The organism is Streptomyces sp. SID13031, from assembly GCF_010548305.1.
Classification (GTDB): Bacteria; Actinomycetota; Actinomycetes; order Propionibacteriales; family Kribbellaceae; genus Kribbella.
Genome location: NZ_JAAGLV010000031.1, coordinates 22,234 through 43,858 on the forward strand (window position 1 = coordinate 22,234; position 21,625 = coordinate 43,858).

The window sequence follows — 21,625 nt, forward strand, 5'->3', positions numbered from 1 at the left end:
CCGCGGAGCCGGCAGGGGCGCCCCCAGAAGCGATCAGTAGCCAGATACAGGTCGCCCTCCAATCCCACGGTGTTGGGAGTCAGTAACGCGGTGATCGGGTAGTTCGCGGTTACGGCGGTGTTGACGGTCCCGCTGTACGCGTTGACCTGAGGGAAGTAGTCGTTCAAAGGACGCCGCGCCGAGTCGACGGCGACAAGGTCGACGCCAGGCCCTGATACATGACTCGCTCCCAGTAGTGCGCTCGGCGCCCGGCGGTCGTACAGAGCGAGTCAAAATCAGCAGCTACTCCGCCGGCAACGCCAGGGCGCACCGCTAACGACAGACCCATCCGTTGAGCAGCGTGTTGTAAACGAAGTTCCGCAGCGCCAACTATTCGGACGGCCAACACGCTCAACGTTAGGGGGTCTGACAAGGGGTCAACCCCGTCACTGATCTGGCACTCACCTGGTTGCCTGGGTGAGCTTCACCCCAGATCGCAATCGACTGACCCATCGCGACTGGCTACATCGGGAGACACCGTTTTGAAAAGACTGTTGGATCTGAGCCTGCTGTTCAAGCTTGTTGCGATCCTCGAACTTGCCTACGCACTCACCGGTCTACTGCCGCCGGAGATCCTCAGTTCGGTCACCGGCTGGCGGCTCAGCGCGGACGGGCAGTGGGTTACGAAGCTCTTGGCCGTTGCCTTGGCCGCCCAGGCGTGGGTCGCATGGACACTGCGCCGCCAACCACATGTCGGCGTCGCAAAAGGCTTGGCCTTCTACCAAATCGGCAGCGCGACCGCGGACTGGGTGATGTGGCTGGTCCTGGCCGACAATGACGTCTTCTCCACCCCAATGGCAAAGGCGCTGGTCATCTTCGCGATCCCTACTCACTACTTGCTCGGATTCCTGATCATCGCCGCCACCAGAACCCCGGCAGCGCGGCACAGCATGACCTGATCGACCACATCCGAGGTACCGGCCGAACCGGACGTGCACGGCGGGTCTTGCATGGGCATCCGAGGTCACGAGCCTGCCGCCGGCCAGATCACGGGGGCAGATACCTGTCGCGCTCAAGCCGCCTGATGCGTCAGTCGATCGCTGATACGTGCCAGCCGATCAGTAGGCTTCAAGCCTTTGCGTAAGGCGGCGATCTTGTTGCACGCAGCATCTATGGCCTCATGCTGCGATCTGAAGTAGCCAAACCAAATCGGATCGTCTGGTCTCTGGTCGTCGGCATCATCGATATCGACATACCATCTGTGATCCGACGGAGCCCCCAGGTACCGAAAGACTCGCACGTGCACACGGGTCTCGATGATCGTCATCAGGCAACCTCGGATCTGATCTATGCTTCACGACACCCGCGGCACGGCACCTGCGGTGCCTCACCAGCGGCGGCGTCGTCCAATGTTTCATGCAACGATCCGCTTTCAGCCCGCCATCGACACTGAGGCGCACCCCGAAACAATCCCCCGACGTTCTCTCCGCCGCCGCGCTCATGCCGGGTACCGGACGGCAGTAGCCGTCGACGGCGCCAGCACACCATTCAGACACCGTCGCTGGGCGATGGCGGGGACGGCAGGGATGACACGGGCGCGTCCTGACTGTTGCTTGCCGCCACAGAGGGGCTCGGTGTCGCAGTCGGAGTCGGCGCCCCAGAGGGGCTAGGCGTCACGGTCGGAGTCGGCGCCGCTGACGGACTAACCACGACCGGCCCCGAGACTACTGGCGATCTCGGCACTACGGACGGCCCAACCACAGCCGGTCTTAGCACCGCCGGCAAACTCGGCTTTGTTGTCTGTCTCGACACACCAGCCCTCGAATCCGAGGTCATGCTCGACACCGCGGTCAGACCCGGCAGCGTCGCATTCAGACTGCGCTTCGCCTGCCGACGGTCAGTCTTCGAAGGCTCTGCTGCCTGAGCTGCAGCAGGACGAACTGCGATGGCGAGCTTTGACAGCCACATACGGGCAACGCGGACGACATCGCGGCTCTGTGGTGCATGCACCACCATCCCGTCGCCCAAGTACATCGTCACGTGGTGCACCGTCTCGAGATCATGGACATCGTAGGCATAGAACAAGAGGTCACCTGGCAGCAGCTCATCGATGGCGACCTGAGTACCAAATCTCGCTTGTTCCCTCGATGTGCGTGGAATCGCCTCGCCTGCATGAAGGTAGGCCTGTTGGGTGAGCCCCGAGCAGTCGAACGCGGCAGGCCCTTCCGCTCCCCACCGATAGGGCTTACCGACCTGGCTGAGAGCAAATTTGACTGCGACACGAGCGACGTCAGCCGGCCGCAGCACTCCGGACGAAGCCACTCTGCCCGATCGTGGCCTGGCCACCACCGCCTCCTCGCGAACTCGGGCGGGGACACTAATGGCTGTCCGGCCACGCTGGTCAACTTGCCGGTCTTGTGACACAACCTCAACCGACGGTGGCCGAGTTTTCCTCTCAGCTGGCTTGCTCGTCCTACCCGCAGGCGAAGCCGCTGTCACAGCAAACCCACCGCTTGAATGCGGAGCATCTAAACTGGAGGTGTTGATCCAGACTGCTCCGCTGGCTGCGAAGACAACAAAAGCCGCCGTCCGATACCAACGCAACCAGCGGCAGATGGTCGGGCCGAATGATGCGTACGCCGTCAACTCCGCCTGGCAGTCCGTGCTGAGACGGGGATTAGCATTGGGTCTTTCCATCCACGTGACACCCTTCGGAGCCTGTTGAGCTCGAGCTTGGGAGCTCTTCAACACTCTGACGGTGAACGTCGCTGGAGGCGTCGTGGCCAGCCCGCTGGTGAACCCCCAGCATTTACGAGTAGCCAGCCTCCGTTAGCACCAGAGGCCGCCACTTCGCCCGAACCTTCCGATGTGGGGACAGCGGGCCATGCGCGGACGAGTGAGAGCATCAGCCATATCCTGGCGTTCTGCCCGAGCAGGCTGCGGGAGAACTCCTAGTGTCGCGTAAACGATGTTCTTTGACCTGAGGTGGCGTGGTCAAGGATGTCGTTGGCGGTCTTGGTCCAGGTGAATGGTTGGCAGCGGTCGTTCCAGCCGTCGATGAATCGGCGGATTGCTGTGGTGAGTTCTTTGACGCTGTTGAAGCTGCCGCGGCGGATCGCCTGGCGGGTGATGATCCCGAACAAGATCTCGACCTTGTTGAGCCAGGAACCGGACGTCGGGGTGAAGTGCAACGTGATCCGAGGGTTCTTCGCCAGCCAGGCTTGCACGTTGGCGTGTTTGTGGGTGCGGTAGTTGTCGCACACGAATTTGCAGCCGGCGGCGGGGGTAGGCCTTGGCGACCTGCTTCAAGAACTTGAGGAACTCGGTGTTGCTGTGCCGCGGTTAGCAGATATCGACGACCTTGCCGGTAGCGACCTCAAGCGCTGCCAACAGGGTGGTCGTGCAGTGGCGGACGTAGTCATGGGTCTCCTTCTCGGGAATCCCGGGCCGCAGCGGCAGGATCGGCGCGGTCCGATCGAGGGCCTGGGTCTGGGACTTCTCGTCCACCGACAACACGATCGCGTTCTCCGGCGGGTTCAGATACAACCCGAAGACATCGCGGACCTTGGCTTCCAGCTCGGGATCGGTGGAGAACTTGAACGTCTCGACCCGCGACGGCTGCAGACCCCACTGCTTCCACACCTTCGCCACCGTCACATGCGACAACCCCAGCTCGACAGCCAGCAGCCGCGACGACCAGTGCGTCACCCCGAACCGCTCCGGCGGCGACTCCAAGGTTGCCAGCACCACCTCGACATCATCGATCTGCTTGCGACGCCCCGGTTTCGGCCGATCATCCACCCTGCCAAGCCCCTCAGCGATTTAGCGCCTCTTCCAGCCAATCACCGTTGGCTTGGACACCCCGACCCGCTCTCCACGATGTCCTTCACCGCAACGCCATCTGCAGCCAGATTCCGAAGAACCGGCCCGCAGTAAAGCTACTTTACTAACGCGACATTAGTGTAATGAAAGCGCTCACCTCACGGCCGCTGGTGGGCTTGGCGCTGCTCATTATTTCCTCCGCCGGCCGGAGATGCCTCGAGTCTTGCCCAAGGATCCCGCACGCCCGTCCATTCACCTCTTTTCTGGCGGCGAGGCGCAGCCGAGGTCGCCTCAGAAGCCGACCCTCGAGCCGCGTAGACGCCCTACATACACCGGCTATCCCCCGCCGGCGGTGAGCGCGCCGTGAACCGTTTCTGGCCGCGGCTGCGCGGTGTTCCGATCGTTTGGCAGGCGGGACAGTGCGTGCAGTACACCGGCCCTGAGTTGATCGCCAGCCCGGACACCTGCGCCCTCCGCTCTCATCCGCCCCAGCGAAGGCTGACGCCTGTGCTCGTCGACAAGGTCGGCTACCTCCCTCTTCGAACGCGAGGGATGGACTGTGCGGAAGGAGGCATGGTCGTTCCGAGAACGAGCATGAACCGCGCTCACGCCGCTCAGGTGGCCGGGTCGGGCGCTGAAAACTGGGGGGCCTACCCCGACGTTCAGGACGTTCCAACTTTCTACCGTCTGACTTGGACGGATCCCTCAAACGAGCCGCCCGTCGGCTCTAGCAAGCGAGCGAATCGCCGAGCAATGTCGCCCACGCCTCATACGGGCGTGACATACCCGCTTCAACTATTCCACCCTGAGGACCCAGCCATGGCTTCGTATGAACCAACCGCCGGACAGGCCAGTCGGCCAACGCGGATGATCAAGATCCTCACTCGTGGAGTAGCCCTGGTGTTCATGTGGGCGCTAGCGGCGATGGTGGTTTTGTTGGGACAGGGCGATCGCGCCTCGGCCGAGGAGAATCTGCCCAACACTTCGACAGGTGCATGCCAGCTCGGTGCCTTCTCGGGTCCGTCCATGGCTTCTTTCGCCGATCTCTGGGCTCTGAGGGCGGGAGGGCTGAGCGAGGTAGGGGCGGCCTGGGCCGCGTTGTCCGACCATGACATCCGCAAGGGTCCTGCCCAGGCGAACTATGGCTTCCCATGGTCGACCCAACGCACCTGGCGGCCGGAGGACATGCCGCAGGGGTCGTGGACGCTTCCGGCTGGCGGTCGGATCGAGTTTCCCGTGACCTACGTGGACAAGGACGGCGCAAGTAGGCCACTGCGCGGCGTTCGGGTCGCGATCAAGGGTGCACAACCGCTACTGCACCCTGGGCAGTCTCCATTCACCATCGCCACAGCCCATCTGGACGACGTTGGTCAGATCACCATCCACGAGGCAGCTCCGTTATCCCGGCCGGAGGCGTACGAAGTGGCGACAGACGGGACATTCGGCCCCAGCCCGAGTCCGTCCGACAGACCGCAGTATGAGTGGGACCTATGGTTCGAGTACACGCTCGATGACAATGCGTCAGTTCAGGTCACCAACACCGCCCCTAATGGCGTGACTGCGGATCCAATTGTGCTAGCCACAAAGAAGATCCGCATGCCCGCTATCCCAGAAGACCATGAAACCGGCGATGACAACGTGGTGACCAACCATATCGGTCACAGTTGTGCATGGATGGTCCCTGGTTTGATCGGGGGCGTCGGCGGTTCGGCAAAGCTGGACTTTGGCCCTGGCCCACGTCCCCTCAGTGATTCAAACCTGAAGGCACTCGTCGCTTATGACGCCATCCGCGAGGCGCACGCATTCGCTCAGGATCTGACCAGTCGCACACTGTCCCCCGTTCAAACACAGGTACTGATGCCCGACGATCCGGCGAACGGCTTTCGGGCTAACCATACAAACTACACGCCCGCCGGGCCAATTCGCATCGGTGTGGATCGTGGATTCGACTACGACTTTATCCAGCACGAATATGGCCACTACGTCGGTTACAGTCTCGGCGTTGACTATTTGACAAGCGTCGCCCCCTATGATCCAGACCTGCACGCGACTGGATATAGCAGTGTGGCCACTGGAGGGGTGGAGATCAAGAAGTCCGCTGCACTCAAGGCGAATCTGCACGAGAGCTATGCGGACTACTTCGCTATGATCGCGCAGGAATATACGATCAAACAGCACGGATTCTACGGTGACTTTCCCTTCGGTGCCGGCACACCGCTAACAGGCGACGCGCAGATGCACTTCCCATTCTCGTCAAAGCCGATGAGCTTTACCGACGGTGGCGCTGCGGCTGCCTATCCGAGCTTAGGTGAGGACAGTCGCACAATTGGACGCCTTTTGTACCACCTGGGAAAGCTCCCGCGTTCAGATGGGCGCGATCCGAACGTAGCTCTTGCAGACGCTTACTACGACGGCGGACTGACACATGATAGGCCTGTTAGCATCTCGGACCTATATAAGTCCGCAACGCTCAGCACCGGTATCGCGACCACGTATCAGCGCAAAGTGGATTGCCTATTCACCGAACACGGCATCGCTCCCGAGATCATGGTTCCTACAGAAGGTGCGTTGGTCGGCGGTGACCCCGGTGAGTTCACGGTCAAGCCGGGCAATGATCGGCTGGACGCATACGGTCGGGCTCCTGCTCGGAACGATCTGCTCACGATCGAGGTATGGAGCGACGACTACACCCAGCTATACGCCGAGCTGCCCGATTGGGGCACCGACAGTTCGGGAGCCATGGAGGTCCCGACTGAATTGTGGCAGCCGGTATGGCGGGCACACAAGGGCGAGCGCGTCCACGTCACGGTCCGCGGTGTGGCACCAGCGGAGGGCCCTGGCCAAACCCTGGATGTGACGACGGGTCCGTACCGGTCGTGTGCGCGAACGGTCACCCTTGCGCCGGACTCGACTGTCGATGTCCGGTACCAGCCGAATGAGACCTTGCTTCCTGGCCTCGGCCAGGGCTCTGCTGGCGTCCCGGCACGGCAGGTGCAGGCGAAGCTGACGCAGTGGTTTGCGAATGCGCCCGACGTGCCAGTCGCGACGTTCACCAGTGACGAGACCGGAACGGTCCGTGTCGACTTCAGTGGAGTCGGCATCATCGACCCAAAGGGCTTCAATACCATCCCGCTATACCTGGAGATTCAAGCGGCGGGCGCGTATGGCGAGGTCGTCAATGCTTCGGGCGACACCTACGGGCGCAAGAGCCGCCTTGTGCAGGTGCGCTCGGGTGAACCGCTGTTGCCCAGCACAACCGTGCCCGACCCGATCGACTTCACCAACCCCTCCATCACCGAGGTAGTTGACTCGGAAGTGCCGGACGCCACTGATCATTTGTCGTGGATCTATGAAAACGCAGTGCGGGATCGGGACTCGAGCGAGGATCGCCGGCCGCACACCATCGTGATCCACCAGGCCACCCCTGCCGGACCGGCGCCATCGGATGAGGCCGTGATCGCCGACACTCGCGACGCGTTCGAGACCTACGACGCTCTTGTCAGCGCGGGCCAGTTCATCGAGTCACGAGAAGGGGCCCTTCCGACGAATTCTCCTGTGGCACGGATGACCGCTGGCACGCCTGCTATCGCCGATGGCGAGATTCTGGTGCACGCTGGTGCGCCTGGTCCGGGTGCCGGCGTCTCATGGGACGAGGTGCTCCACTATTACGCGAAGTGGCTGCTCACGCAGCGCGGATTCTCGGCAAGCCAGGTCAATGCCGTCCCGGATCCGGCAGCGAACCTGGCCTCGGCTGGCAAGACCTCGGGCATCGGTCAGGCATGGGTGGATGGGTTCGCGGACTTCTTCGCTGTGACGGCGCGCCGGGAATTGGCTCGCGCTGACGCCCTGCCGCTGCTCGCGTTGTCCCCCGAGACTGCAGCAAGTAGCACGGTCGATACGACGTCGTACATGTATGACCTAGGTTCAGTCGAGGGCGGATCTAGTTTGGGTGAGGATAACGAGCGCTCCACGGCTCGAGTGCTATTCGGCATCGCACAGCAACGTGGTGTGGCCGCTGCGTGGCAACTGGCGATGCGATCCGGCGACTCGGTGTCGCCAGCAGCTCACTTGGCCGCGTTCGACGAGCGGGTCCGCACGACCGGGTCAGCGATGTCCAGCGTGTCTTACGCGCAGTACAGCTGTGTGCTATCCGAGCAAGCCATCGCGCCCAAACTCGCTGACGGGACACAGCTGGACCTCAGCCAGGATGCTCCGGCGAGCGTGTCATTTGCCCGGGGCGGGGCGGGGGCTTACCTCAATGATCAGTTCCGCATCCAGGTCTTCAACTCAGCTCTGGCCACTGAACTAATCGCCGCTGTAACCATGTCAGCGTCACCCTCCGATGGCGCGACCATGTCCTATCAGTTCACGCCGACGGAGTGGGATGCGTTGCAGGCGGCTCCTGGGACGCTGGGTCAGGTGCGGGTAGTTGTGTCGGGTCGGCAGAACGCCGCGCCGGCCACGCCATCGACCACAGCCTGGTATGTGGGGTGCCCTTCTCGAGGTGGTGAGCTGACTGGTGACGTGGTGCTGACCTTGGAGATGCCGAACGACTTCCAGGAGGCCGCTGGAGACGCAGTTCGTACGACGGTCACCACTGCCGCAACTGAGGTCTTCAAGTCAGCGGGCGCACGGGTTTCGGTTGTGTTGTATTCGGACTGGGACTGCGAACGCACTGCATTGCACTGGCTGCCTGTTGCTCCTGGCTCCAATTTCCCCTACTACAGCACCCGATTTGACTTGCTGGATGCGAGTCCGTCGTGTGCTCCGTCGGTCGTTGCTCCGTTCCAGACCTCTCTGGCCGGAGTACGAGCCGCACTCGATAGCGCTCTGTTGAAGAGCGCGTATGAAGCCTGCGCGGCCATGCCGGCTGCTCCCGCTGGCGTCCCCGGCCTGCCCTATATGTGGACAACCGCCGGTGACCGTGACACGTTCCTCGCAAAGATGGCCTGCTTCGAGCAATGGAACCGCACGGTCCCGCTCAACGAGATCACACGCGGGCCCGATGCTGTGTTCCTCAATGGTGTGGGATACGCCGAGGCCTGGGCGAACTACGTCCAAGCCAATCCACAGTGGATGGAGAAGGCGGCGTTGTCCGCGCAGCGGCTGGCGTTGCAGCAGCCGTGGCGAGCTGACCCGACGATTCCGCGGCATGTAGTGCTGCTGCACACCGTAGGCATCAAGAACCCGGAGGTCCTGCCCAGCGGGGAGATTCTGAGCAGTCAGGACATTATCGATCTGGCTGAGGCGGGTGGTGTCGAGACGAGTCCGATTGCACCTTTGTCTGCAGGGAAGAAAGCTGCGGCGAAGTCGGCGGCCAAAACGATGCTTGGTGCATTGATTACGGACGCTGTGCCGTCCGTTCGCCTGCACGAGATCGCAATGGGCGGGGCTGCGGTGGATCCGGTCGCAGTGGATGAAGCCCTGGCGACTGGTGGAACAGTGCAACAGGATGGAGGAGACCTCAGCGCGGCGATGGGGCGTTGGGCTGCGTTTTTGGTGACGGGTGTGGGTGGTCCGTTGGGGACGGTTTCGGGTGTGGCGCCGCCGGTGGTGTCGATTGTGACGTCGCAGGTTGATCGGACGAGGTCGGTGTTGCCTGCGATGGTTGGGTTGTCGGCTTCGGTGTCGGCAGGTGCGACTGTTGAGTGGGATTTTGATTTTGATGGTCACACGTTTGATGTTGAGGCGTCTGGTTTGTCGGTGTCGCGGTCGTTCAGTTCGGAGTTCAACGGGAGGGTTGCTGTTCGGGCGACGTCTTCTGGTGGTACGGCGATCGCGTCGGCTGGTGTGTTGGTGAATGCTGCGCCGCGGGTCTCGGAGCCGGTGTGGCCGCGGCAGGTCGCGGTGCCGGGGACGGGCCGGTTCGAGGTTCCTGCGTGGGATCAGTCGGGTGTGGTGCGTTGGGAGTGGGATTTCACTGGCGACGCGGATGACTCGTTTGTGGCCGAGCAGGTTACCGAGACGGGTTCGGTGGAGCATGTGTTCACTGTGGTCAGCGCGCCTGGCGCGGTGGTCAGGGCCCGGGTGTATGACGCTTTGGGTGGTTCGGTCGAGGTGAGTATGCCGGTGGAGGCTTACCGGGCGCCGCAGGCGGTGATTTCTGGTGGGCCGTTCACGGCGACTGGGCATCATGCGCGGTTCACGATGGATGGGTCGGCTTCGGTTGCGGGGTCGGGCGGTCCGATCGTGGCGTGGGAGTGGGACTGGAACAACGATGGTCAGGAGTTGTTCCCGGGGATCGACATCCCGGCGAGTGCGGATGCGGCTACGGCGACGTCTGCCTGGTATTTCGGTGATCATGATGGTTTGGCGAAGTTGACGGTTGTTGACGCGGCGGGTCATCACGCATCGACGACGGTGCCGGTGAGTGTGGTGTCGCAGCCGCCGGTGATCACGGTCAATGGTGATTCTGGTACCGGTGGTGTCGTGTTGCACGGCAAGGTTGGTGAGCCGCTGGTGATCGAGGCGGCCGCGACGGATCCGAACGGGACCGTGACGGGTTTCGCGGGTGACACCTATGCCTATCTGAGTGTCGGTTCGATCGATGCGGTGCAAGGAACGTTGTCGGCCACGGGCGGGACGTATGTCGCTCGTGCGTGGGCTCCGGGGCGGATGCAGTTGCCGTTGCGGGCCTATGACAACGAGTCGCCTCGCGAGGTCGGGTCACGTGTGGTCACGGTGGTGTTCGAGGACCAGTTACCCTCGGACCACCCGGCCGCGACCGTGGCGATGGCGCCGGCGGGTGATTGCACGTCGCTGCCGTGTGTGAAGACGTTCACCGCGGCGCCGGCCGGGTCGGGGTTGTCGTATCGCTGGGACTTCGACGGCGATTTCCGGTTCGATGCGACGGGGGCGAGTGTGTCGCGGACGTGGAACGCGCCGTTCAACGGCGACATTCTGGTGGAGGTCACGAACGCTCAGGGCCGGCGCGGCTACGCCCACCGTCATCTGGCGGCGGCGAACCCGGCACCGGTGGCTGTTTTGGCGACACCGGCGGATCCGCGTTTCCTGCTGCCGATGAGCCTGGATGCGTCAGGCTCGACCGATGACACGGGGATTGTCGGCTACGACTGGGATCTTGATGACGACGGCAAGTTCGAGCGGACCTCGACCTCGCCGGTGATCTCCCACATCATGTGGAGCGAGTTCGAGTCCCGCCGGATGACGGTCAGGGTCCGTGACGCTTTCGGTGGCACGTCCCAGGCGACGATCTCGCCGACGGTGCGGCAGCCGGAGCCCGCTACGCCGGTGCCGGCGGGCACGTCGCCGACGATGCGGCCGATGCCGGGCGGTCCGTACAGCGGCCTGCCGGGTGACACCGTGACGTTCGACAGCTCCGGGTCCAGCGTGGACGCTGCGGGTGTGTCGATCGTGGAGCGCGCGTGGGATATCGATGGTGACGGTGTGCTGGAATACACCGGAACTGACCCGACGTACAGCCACACGTTCTCCAGTGGCGCAGCGGGCAAGACGTGGCTGCGGATCAAGGACTCGTTGGGCCGCTATGCGGCCAGGCAGGTCGACCTGCGGGTCAATTGGCCCGAGCCGACGGTGGAGCTGGACGGTGGCCCGTTCACCGCGCAGACCGATCCGGCCACTGGGCGCAAGTCGTTCACGTTCGACGCCTCCCGGTCACGCTCACACGCTCCGGGCGGCCAGATCGTGAACTACGAGTGGATCTTGGAAAGCGACGACCAGATCCGTACCGTGCCATGTTTCCTGTTCTACTCCTGCGACGCCTATTGGGAACCGGTCGCGGTGGGCGCGGACAAGTCGAGCATCACCAAGACGTTCACGCCGGACACGGTGCGCGGCTCGGTCAAGGTGACCGACTCGGCGGGCCTGACCGCAACCAAGGAGTTCGACGTGGTGGTCACCGATGGCACCCCGCCTGCGGTGAACACCGGTGGTCCCTACACGTGTAAGGCGACGTCCGGGGGCTGCAAGCTCACCGGCCCGCTGACGGTGTCCATTGATCTGCCGGAGGCCGATCTTGCGGTGGCCGACTACAACTGGCTGCTCATGCCCTCTCTTCGCCACGATGCGTGGTGGCGCACTACGTGCGAGAACAACATGGGTACCTGCCCGGCCGGTGCCCGACCGGATTGGGCCGAGCGCACCGGGCCGGTCTACACCCCGCCATCCTCGAGCATCGTGGAGCCCACGATGCTGTTCCGGACGCGGATCCCGCACAGCCGCAACACCGTGTACGCCCCTGCCCACGTCGACCAGGTTCCCAACGTCGACACAGTCAGGTTCATCCCCCGCGGCGGCAGTGGCTCGGTGCCCGGTGGCACCTACACCGGCCAGGCCGGCACCGCGGTGCAGTTGACCGTCGCCCCGGCAGAGGTCCTTCTCGCCCGAACCAGTTATGACTGGGACGTCGACAACGACGGCACCATCGACGCGACGACGACCGGACCACAACTGGACTGGGTCTATACACAAGGCGGGTCCCATGTCGCCAAGGCCACCATCCACACCCGTCAGGTCGGCGACTTCGGTCAGCAGAAGGGGGTGGTGTGGACCGGCAGCGTGTCCGCGACGATCCCGGTCGAGGTCGCCGCGACGCTGGCCGCGAACGCGGGTACCGACCAGACAACCCATCTGGGTGAGACCGTCGCGCTGACCGGAACCGCCACCAACGGCACCGGCATAGCCTTCACCTGGACCTTCGACGACGGCACCCCCGCCCAGACCGGTGCCACCAGCACTCACGTCTACACCACCCCAGGAGCACACACCGTGACCCTGACGGTGCTCGACGCCCTCGGGCGCACCGCCACGGACACCATGACGGTCACCGTCTTGACCACCCCGGTCGCCGATGCCGGCGCCGATCGCGATGTGGCGCAGTTCTACAACCTGACGCTGACGGGCAGTGAAGGAGTGACGATCCCCAACGGCACCGTGTTCCATTGGGACTTCGGCGACAGCACCAGCGGGGACGGCCGGCAGGTCAACCATCACTGGACCACACCCGGCACCTTCACCGTCACCCTGACCGCAACCAACACTGCCGGGGAGTCGGCCTCCGACACCGTGCAGGTCACGGTATGGGCCGCGCCGGTGGTCAACGCCGGACCGGACCAGAACCGCGCCGAGGTAGGTGCGCCGGTCTCCTTGACCGGTGCGGCCTCCACCGGGCACGGCCTGACCTACCACTGGACCTACGACGACGGCGGAATGGACCCCGCCACCACACAACCCACCACCACCCACACCTGGACCACCCCCGGCACCAAAACCGCCACCTTGTGGGTCACCGACACCTTCGGCCGTAACTCCGCCGAAGACACCGTCACCATCACCGTCGCACCACGCCTCACCGTCGAAATCGCCATCGGCACCTCGACAGCCCCCGCCGTGACCGTGTCACAAGGTGCCTCCACGGCACTTCGCGCCGCCACCACCGGCGGCACCGGATTTGGCTGGGCAAACATCGCGTGGGACATCGACGGCACCCCTTACCACCCCGGCGACCCTGTCTACCCCACGGTTAAGTGGATGACCGCAGGAACGTTCCAGGTGCGGGTCACCATCACCGACTCCCTCGGAGTGACCGCCACCGACACCCTCACCGTCACCGTCAACCCACCCCCACCAGCCTGCGGCTACTGCAAGGAGATGCAAGCCGACTACACCGGCGCCTGGTGGCGCCTCAACGAAACCACCGGCACCACAGCCACCGACGCCACCGCAGGAAACCGGCACGGCACCTACACCGGCACCACCCCACCAGTCCTGGGCCAGCCCGGCGCCCTGTTCGGTAACACCGCCGCCCAATTCGCCGCCGCCGGAAACAGCCGCGTCGACCTACCCAACATCAACCCCTCCAACCAAACCAACATGACCCTCGAAACCTGGGTCAAAACCACCGAAACCCACACCCTGCGCTTCCTCGGCGACTACGTCTCCACCAGCAGCTCCGCAGCCGGCGGCACCTACCTCGGCATGGGCACCAACGGCCGCCTCATCTACGCAGCCAACCTGCCCACCCCCAACAGCACCACCACCACAACCAACCCCGGCACCACCTACAACACCACCCACACAGCCACCACCCTGCCCGTCATCAACGACGGACAATGGCACCACGTCGCCGCCGTCCGCACCCCCACCAACCTCACCCTCTACGTCGACGGCACCCCCCAACCCATCACCACCTCCATCCCCCGAAAAACCATGACCGGCACCTACCTCGGCGCCCGCTACAACATCACCGGCGCCACCGGCACCTACACCCTCGACGAACCCGCCACCAACATCTACGCACTCACCACCACCCGCATCGCCGCCCACTACAACGCCGGCCTCACCTCCGCCAACTTCATCGCCGACGCCGGCCCCGACGACATCATGCCCTTCAACTGCAACACCCGAATCTTCACCGGCAAAACCACCAACGGCACCGGCCCCTACACCTACACCTGGAACTTCGCAGACGGCACCCCCACCCAAACCGGCCAAGTCATCGAACACACCGCCCCCAACGGCCTCTACACCATCACCCTCACCGTCACCGACACCACCGGCGCCACCGCCACCGACACCGCCAACATCAGATTCGGAGGCGCCCCACCCAGCGCCTGCAGCCCCTTCGACCGATAACCCCCACCCCACCAACAACCCCACCCAACAACAACCGGTCGGGCCAGGCACACAAACACCTGGCCCGACCAGCCCACCGACCACCACCACTGGTCGAGCATCAGCGCGCACTCCTCTGAGTTCCGCCCGCTGACGCGCCTCCGGAGGCAAGTCAGATGATCTAGTGGCTTGATGCATACTTCGACTCATGGGCCCTGAGATCCTGCTAGAGCGTTCTGCCGAACTCGATGTCCTCGGTGGCGCACTCGATTCCGCGATGGCGGGACGAGGAAGCGCCATCATGATTTCTGCGGCTGCCGGTCTGGGAAAGACGAGCTTGTTGCGGAACCTGAGACCCACAGCAGCAAAGGCAGGGGCTCGCGTACTGGTAGGCCGCGGCTCCGAGCTGGAACGAGAGTACGTATACGGAGTCGCTCGTCAGCTGTTCGAACCGCTTCTGGCCGATGCCGGCCCCGCAGACAGGGCGCTGTGGCTTGCGGGAGCAGCTGCTCCGGCCGCTCAGCTCGTGGAGGGGTCCCCCTCCACACAGCCGGATGTGGGCGGTTTCGCCGCGATGCACAGTCTGTACTGGCTGGCCGCGAATCTCGCTCAAGCGAGACCACTGGTCATCATGATCGACGACCTCCACTGGGCAGATGGTCCATCAGTCAGGTTCGTCTCGTACCTACTAGGGCGACTCGAAGAGCTGCCGCTGCTGCTTGTGACGGGCGCTCGTCCTGCGGAGTCGGTCGGGGTAGGCGAACTGCTCGAGCACGTTACCAACGGGTACGGGAGTAGGCACCTGCAGCTGTCACCACTGAGTCCAGCGGCCACCGTCGACTGGCTCACCACAACATTCGGACGGGTGCCAGACAGCGATTTCGCGATCGCGTGTCATGAAGCGAGTGGCGGGAATCCACTACTGCTCAGCGAACTGGCTCGCGGGCTCGCTGCGGAACAAATGCCTCTCACTGCCGATAATGCGACCCACGTACTGCAGGTTGGGGCTCAGGCCGTAGCCCGGCGCGTTTCCCTGAACCTACGACGGTTAGGCACCATCCCAACCACCGCGGCCGAGGCCGTCGCTGTTCTAGGTTCGCGTGCCGACGTCGCCGTCGTCGCGGAGCTAGCCAGGTTGCCCGTCGACGAGGCGACCGATGCGATCGCTGAGATCGAGAGTATGGATCTGATCAGGCGAGTTGATGAGACCACCCACCCTGCAACGTACGAGTTCGTGCATCCCATGGTGCGAGAGGCGATCTACGACCGGATCACCGGCACACGACAGATCCGCTATCACTCCGAGGCAGTAGCCGTTCTAGGCAAAGTGGGCGCGCGCGCTGAGGAGTTGGCCGCCCACCTGCTGCGAATCCCGGCGCCCACGGGAGCTGAAAGCGTCACGGTACTGCGGCAAGCTGCCCGCGACGCCCTCGTTCGTGATGCGCCAGAAGCCGCCCATACCTACCTGCGGCGTTGCCTTGCCGAGGAGATATCCGAGGCAGACAAACCGGATCTGTTCCGTGAGGCAGGACACGCAGCCCAACTGGTCGACACCGCCAGCGCGGCCGACTACCTCGAGGTCGCGGTGTCGTTGGAGACGGACCCTCTCCGCCGTGCCGCCATCGCGGCAAATCTCGGCGATCTGTATCTCTACCTCGGACGGAACGAGTCGGCAACATCTGTTCGATCCGAGGCGCTGCGCGCTCTCCCCCGCAGCGAAAATGACTTGTCGCGGAGCCTGAATGCGGGGCAAGTCGTGCTCGCGCTGCTAGAACCGGACCGACCTGACGTCTTTGCGACCGCCCACCAACTGAGAGACCTTCCGATCGCCGACACGCTGGGCGGTCGGGAGTTGGCTGGCGTGTTGTCCGCGATCAGCTGTTACGAGGCTGATCCGGTAGCGGTGAAGCTCGCGAGGCACGCTCTCGAGGACGACGTTCTCATCCAAGAAGCGCCGGGGCGGTCCGCGCTGGTGTCCGCTTGGCTGTCGCTGGTGGTGGCTGACGACGAACGCGCAATGGAGAGTATCGAGAACGCCCTAGCAGTCGCGCGCGCACGAGGCGCGGTCCGCGAGCAGGTTGGTGCGCTCAGTTACCAGACCTTGGCCCGCTTGCGTCGTGGCGACCTCACAGACGCCGAGGCGGACGGACCCGAATGCATGTGGGCGGTAGACGCGAGCAGGATGCACATCGCCCGCTCGTACCTCGGTCCCTGGCTCGCCGAAGTGCTGATAGAGCGCGGCCGGCTCGATGCCGCCGAGCAGGCGATGGATTGGGTGCATATGGCTGACCCGCTCCCTGAGAGTGGGGCGATCATGCATTACCTGCATGCGCGAGCGCGGCTACTGAGGGAGCAGGGCGACCACGCCGGCGCATTGAAAACCGCGATGCTCACTGGCCGCCGCTTCACGGCGCTGGGTGGTGACAACCCCGCGATCGCCCCCTGGCGCTCGGAAGCCGCTCTTGCACTGTGGGCACTTGGTGACATCGAACAGGCCCGGGCGGAGTCGCTGGCTGAGGTTTCCATAGCTGAACGCTTCGGTGCGCCAGGCGCACTTGGCCGTGCTCTCCGAATCGCCGGCCTGTGCGTAGGACGCGCGGATGGCCTCGACTTGCTGGAGCGCGCCGTAGACACAACTCGTGACAGCACAGCTCGCCTCGAACACGCCAAGGCCCTCGTCGAGTACGGAGCGGCCCTGCGGAGATCGGGAAAGCGGACCGAGGCTGTCGAGCATCTGCGAAGTGGCGTGGAGATCGCCAGCAGGTGTGGCGCCACCCCGCTGGCGGATCAGGGCGCCCGCGAGATGCGAGCCGCGGGTGTGCGGCGGCGATTGACTGAATCTGGTGGAATCTTTGCGCTGACACCCAGCGAGCGCCGTGTGGTCGAACTAGCTATCGACCACACGAATCGAGACATCGCACAGCAGTTGTACGTCACGGCGAAAACGGTCGAAGTACATCTGAGTAACGCTTATCGGAAGCTAGGAATAGCCAACAGGCGCCAACTCACGCGTGACCTGCTCGCTCAGGAGCGACCGCATCGGCGCGGTGGAGCAGCCGGCTGACTAACTCACCGGCTCTTGCTCGGTACCGTCACAGGAGACTTCGACGATTTCGGGGTCTTGGATGCAGGCGGTGACTTCGGTGCGGCGGACTTGCTCGGGTTGGGCTGGGTGGACTGTTCAGCCGACGGCGTGCTGATATCACAGTCGTCCTGAGCAGACTTCATGATCGCCTTGGTCGCGGCAGTCATCTCAGGCGTCTGCAAGGTCTTGTACTGCTCCGGCGTAATTTTCGTACTGTCGAAGCCGACCTTGCCGACGTCGACCACAAATTGGTGCAGTCCGGTCGAATAGGTCTGCACCGCACCTCGAATGGGTCCCGGCGCGTCAGCAGCGAGCTTGGCGGCCAAGGCATCCACCCGCGTGAACGCCTCCTCCCCCGGCTTGGAAGATGGCGGCTGCATGATGTCTTTCAACGTCTGACAGTACTTTGCCGTCGAGGCGTGGTCGGAGGGACCGGCAAGAGCGATGGCGCCCGCAGCCAATGCAGTCACCGTCACCAGGCCCACTGCGGATGACAAAAGTACTCGAGATCTACGCATCACATCACCGTTGCTCATAGGGGTGGCAGGCCCCAGCTCAGGCTGCGACCATTTCTGTAACCGTAGGGTCGCGCGCCTGCGCGATGCCCTAGGTGAGTACCCCAACAACACCCCAAATGTTCTTGTCACGCTGCTGCGTCCTGATCGCTCCGCCAAGAGGATGCCTACAGCGTTATCGACGGTTGGCCGCTGGTCGCTCGCCGGAGCCCCCACATGCAACCCCTAGGGCCACTTATTGGGGGTCTCCCCAGTGGCTGAGCCGACCGCCGCATAGATGCTTGATTCACTTCGATCGATCCACCACACATCAATCCACCGCGAGGTTCACCGTGGCCACTGCAGCGACCCTCTTCGACCGCGATCGTGAGCTGGCACAGCTCGTCGATCTGATCGGGCGCGGTCTTGCGGGTTCCGGTGAGTTCGCCGTCATTGAAGGCCCAGCCGGCATCGGGAAAACCCGACTGCTGGACGAGGCGCTATCGACGATGCCTCGGTCAGCCGCAGCAGTCCTGCCCGTGCGCTGCTCGCAGCTTGAGCGGGACGCCACCTTCGGTGCCGTTCGGAGACTGTTCGAGCCCGTTATCGCAGCATCTTCACCATCGCAGCGGCGAGATCTGTTTGCCGGCGCTGCAGCACCCGCGGCAAGTCTGGTCGAGCGACGAACCGCGAATTGGGATGTGGCCAGTGAGTTCGTTGCATTTCATGCTCTCTACTGGATGGTGGCCAATCTGTGCCAGGAAGGGCCACAGATCATCCTCGTAGACGACCTCCACTGGTGTGACGGGCCGTCCCTGCGGTTCCTGGCCCATCTGATCCATCGCTCAGCGGACATGCCACTCACCGTTCTGATGACTGCTCGCCCTGCCGACCCTGGCGCCGAGACTCGGCTGCTCGACCACATCGCCACTGAACCGGGCTGTCTCACAGTGCGCCTGGGCCCACTCTCGGAGAAGGCTGCTCTTCAGCTGCTGATGGTTGAGCTCGGCGCCCACGCCGACCGCGAGTTCCTGACAGCCTGCTACCTGGCGACCTCAGGAAACCCGCTGCTGCTACTCGAGCTGACCGACATGGTCGCCAGTGCCGGCATCGAGCCGACGACCGGCAACGCCGACGCCGTGAAAGCCATCAGTTCACACACCGTGGCGCGCTGGGTACGCAACAGACTCTCGCCCTTGGACCCGAACCTGATCGCCGTCGCCCGGGCAATCGCCGTTCTCGGAGATGCGGTGGACACACGGGTCGCCTACAGCGTCGCTCAAGTTCCGGTCGACGTGGGGCTGGACGCCACTGATTGGCTGTGCCGGGCAGATATCATCAGACGCAGCCCGAGCGACCGATACGACGGCGTCGAGTTCGTTCACCCCCTCATTCGCGAGACGGTCTATAACGAACTGGATCGGCTCACACGTAGCCGGATGCACGCTCTGGCCGTCGAGCAGCTCACTGCAGTGGGTAGCGATGTTGAGCAAGTAGCTGCACACGTGCTGCTGACCCAGGAGATCACTGACCCGCCGGCACACCAAGTACTGCGAGCTGCCGCGCAACAGGCAACGTCGCGGGGGGCCCCAGAGGGCGCGGTCGTATACCTACGTCGTTGCTTGCGTGAAGGTTTGTCCGTTGCTGAGCGGGCCGGCCTGCTCGCAGAACTTGGCGCAATCGCCCAGCTGGTCGACCTGCCTGCGGCTGCGGGCTACCTACGGCAAGCAGAACAACTCGATGGAGCCGGTCCCCGTTCGGTAGCGATGTCTGGTCTGCTAGCGGGAGTTCTGCTTCAGATGGGCGACTCCGTCAACGCGGTAGACACAGTTACCAAGGCAATCGCTGCGACTGACAACGAGGATGCGAAACACCGTCTGGAAGCGCTTCTGCTCAACGTACCGATCCTCGAACCAGGCTGGCAGCATCTGGTGCCGGCTTCTCCACCGCACGGCGAGGTCGATCCCAGCGCCGGGACGGGCAGGCGAATGGTCGACGCCGTCTTCTCACTGCACGAGACGTTCGCCTGTGACCCCGCCGGGCCGGCCAGAGCCGCAGCGGCGCTCTCCGACGATGTCCTCATCCGAGAGATCAGCGGCGAAGGGGCGTTGGTATGTGCTTGGCTCTCGATGTTGGCTGCCGATGATCACTCGGTAATGGCCAGTCTCGAAGCCGCGATCGCCTATGCCCATCGTTACGGATCAATGCGGGGTGTTTCCCCTGCCTACGCCCATCGAGGGCTCGCGTGGCTGTGGCAGGGACAGATCACGGAGGCCGAAGCCGACTTGGTGCAGGCCCGCAAAACGGTCGACACCGGCAGCATCACCATCGGCAGATACTTTACCGGCCCCTACCTCGCTGAGGTCTACATCGCGCAAGGCCGGCTGGCCGAGGCGCGAGAAGCTCTGGATTGGGTGACCGGCGGGGCTGGTCAACCGCCCGACGGGCCGTCCTACTTCTATCTGCTGACTGACGCAAGGCTCCTGCGACTCAGCGGAGACGCGGAGTCAGGCCTGGTCGCGGCGCTGCGCTGCGGCAACCGATACGCACTGCACGGTGGCACGAATCCTGCCCTGGTGCCCTGGCGGTCCGAAGCTGCTCTGTGCCTCGATCGCCTTGGGCGATCTGAAGAAGGTATCGAACTGGCTCAACAGGAGGTTTCGCTGGCTCGCCGCTGGGGGGCGCCGCGGGCACTCGGCCGATCCTTACGCGTGCTGGGCATCCTGAAGAAGGGGGCCGAAGGCCTCATCTGGCTGCGCGAATCCACGAAAGTACTGGAGCAGTCGCGAGCTGACCTTGAACGAGCGAAGAGCCTGATCACTTATGGATCACGCCTCCACCACCTCCACCAGTCCGACGACGCCAAGGACTTCCTGCGAGAGGGGCTGGAACTCGCCGAGATCTGTGGCGCCGAAGCCCTGGTGACCGCCGGACGTCGCGAACTCAACGCGACGGGAGCACGTCCGCGACGGCTTGCCCTGACCGGCGTGCGATCTCTCACTCCGAGCGAACACAGAATAGTCGAATTGGCAGCCGAGGGACGCACCAATCGTGAGATAGCGCAGGCCCTCTTCATCACCGCCAAAACCGTCGAGATTCACCTGACGGCAGCGTACAAAAAACTCGATGTCCACGGCCGCGACGGACTTGCCGCCGTGCTGAACGAGTGAGGCTCAGCCAAGCGCCTCTCGAGGCTGGATGAACCACCCCGGGTTTGTTGCACACCTCCTTCATTGGGAAGGTGGCATCTATGCCGAGCAAGTACGACGAGCAGACCAGGGCCAAGGCGGTCCGGTTGGTCACTGAGCCTGTCGCGGATTACGACTCTGAGTGGGGCGCGATCACGGCGGTGGCGGGCCGGTTGGGGATGACACCGGAGACGTTGCGTCGCTGGGTCCGCCAGGCTCAGGTGTATGCGGGACAGGCCGATGGGGTGATGTCTGAGTCGGCGCGGGAGATCCGTGAGTTGAAGCGGAAGAACGCCGAACTCGAGCGCACGGTCGAGATCTTGAAGGCCGCGACGAGTTTCTTCGCGTCAATGCCATGATCCGGGTGCCTGGCAGGGTTCGCTCGTTTCTTCGCTGCCTCGCAGGTCGATGGCTTGTCCTCGATGTGCGGCTCCGCCGGGCACCCAGGGCGCGCGGGGATGTGG

The 21,625-nt window shown here is 63.8% G+C and carries 7 protein-coding genes and 2 pseudogenes; 5 read left to right on the plus strand and 4 right to left on the minus strand.

Annotation, left to right across the window (positions count from 1 at the left end; all coding sequences use genetic code 11):
- Positions 1–533 precede the first annotated feature (533 nt).
- The gene (locus G3I17_RS37805) at positions 534–938 is read left to right on the plus strand and encodes a hypothetical protein (protein ID WP_164603975.1); all 405 of its coding nucleotides are present in this window, start codon (positions 534–536) and stop codon (positions 936–938) included.
- Between the two features lie 113 nt (positions 939–1,051).
- Here the strand turns inward: G3I17_RS37805 and G3I17_RS37810 are convergent, their stop codons facing one another.
- The 3 genes and pseudogenes from G3I17_RS37810 to G3I17_RS41410 all read right to left on the minus strand — a co-directional run.
- The gene (locus G3I17_RS37810; protein ID WP_203591308.1) at positions 1,052–1,306 is read right to left on the minus strand and encodes a hypothetical protein; all 255 of its coding nucleotides are present in this window, start codon (positions 1,304–1,306) and stop codon (positions 1,052–1,054) included.
- Positions 1,307–1,527: 221 nt separating this feature from the next.
- Positions 1,528–2,676 (minus strand): NlpC/P60 family protein, encoded by a 1,149-nt coding sequence (locus G3I17_RS37815; protein WP_164603977.1) that lies wholly within the window; start codon positions 2,674–2,676, stop codon positions 1,528–1,530.
- 254 nt (positions 2,677–2,930) lie between these two features.
- Positions 2,931–3,849 (minus strand): annotated as a pseudogene (locus G3I17_RS41410) (IS630 family transposase); the annotation flags it as partial.
- Between the two features lie 819 nt (positions 3,850–4,668).
- Here G3I17_RS41410 and G3I17_RS37830 point away from each other — a divergent pair.
- Entirely contained in the window at positions 4,669–14,415 is a 9,747-nt protein-coding gene (locus G3I17_RS37830; protein ID WP_164603983.1) for a PKD domain-containing protein, read from the plus strand.
- Between the two features lie 187 nt (positions 14,416–14,602).
- Positions 14,603–17,458, plus strand: coding sequence for an AAA family ATPase (locus G3I17_RS37835; protein ID WP_164603985.1), 2,856 nt, complete (start codon positions 14,603–14,605; stop codon positions 17,456–17,458).
- A 5-nt stretch (positions 17,459–17,463) separates the two neighbouring features.
- Here the strand turns inward: G3I17_RS37835 and G3I17_RS37840 are convergent, their stop codons facing one another.
- Positions 17,464–17,955, minus strand: a complete 492-nt coding sequence (locus G3I17_RS37840; RefSeq protein ID WP_164603987.1) for a hypothetical protein — start codon at positions 17,953–17,955, stop codon at positions 17,464–17,466.
- 371 nt (positions 17,956–18,326) lie between these two features.
- Here G3I17_RS37840 and G3I17_RS37845 point away from each other — a divergent pair, with 371 nt between their 5' ends.
- Positions 18,327–21,143 carry an AAA family ATPase gene (locus G3I17_RS37845; protein ID WP_164603989.1) on the plus strand — a complete coding sequence of 939 codons (2,817 nt, stop codon included), beginning with the start codon at positions 18,327–18,329 and terminating at the stop codon, positions 21,141–21,143.
- Positions 21,144–21,223: 80 nt separating this feature from the next.
- Positions 21,224–21,502: pseudogene (locus tag G3I17_RS37850) on the plus strand (transposase); the annotation flags it as partial.
- Positions 21,503–21,625 lie beyond the last annotated feature (123 nt).

Coding starts and splice junctions, on each gene's coding strand:
- G3I17_RS37810 (WP_203591308.1), bottom strand. CDS start 1,306: ATGACGATCATCGAGACCCGTGTGCACGTGCGAGTCTTTCGGTACCTG.
- G3I17_RS37815 (WP_164603977.1), bottom strand. CDS start 2,676: ATGGAAAGACCCAATGCTAATCCCCGTCTCAGCACGGACTGCCAGGCG.
- G3I17_RS37830 (WP_164603983.1), top strand. CDS start 4,669: ATGATCAAGATCCTCACTCGTGGAGTAGCCCTGGTGTTCATGTGGGCG.
- G3I17_RS37835 (WP_164603985.1), top strand. CDS start 14,603: ATGGGCCCTGAGATCCTGCTAGAGCGTTCTGCCGAACTCGATGTCCTC.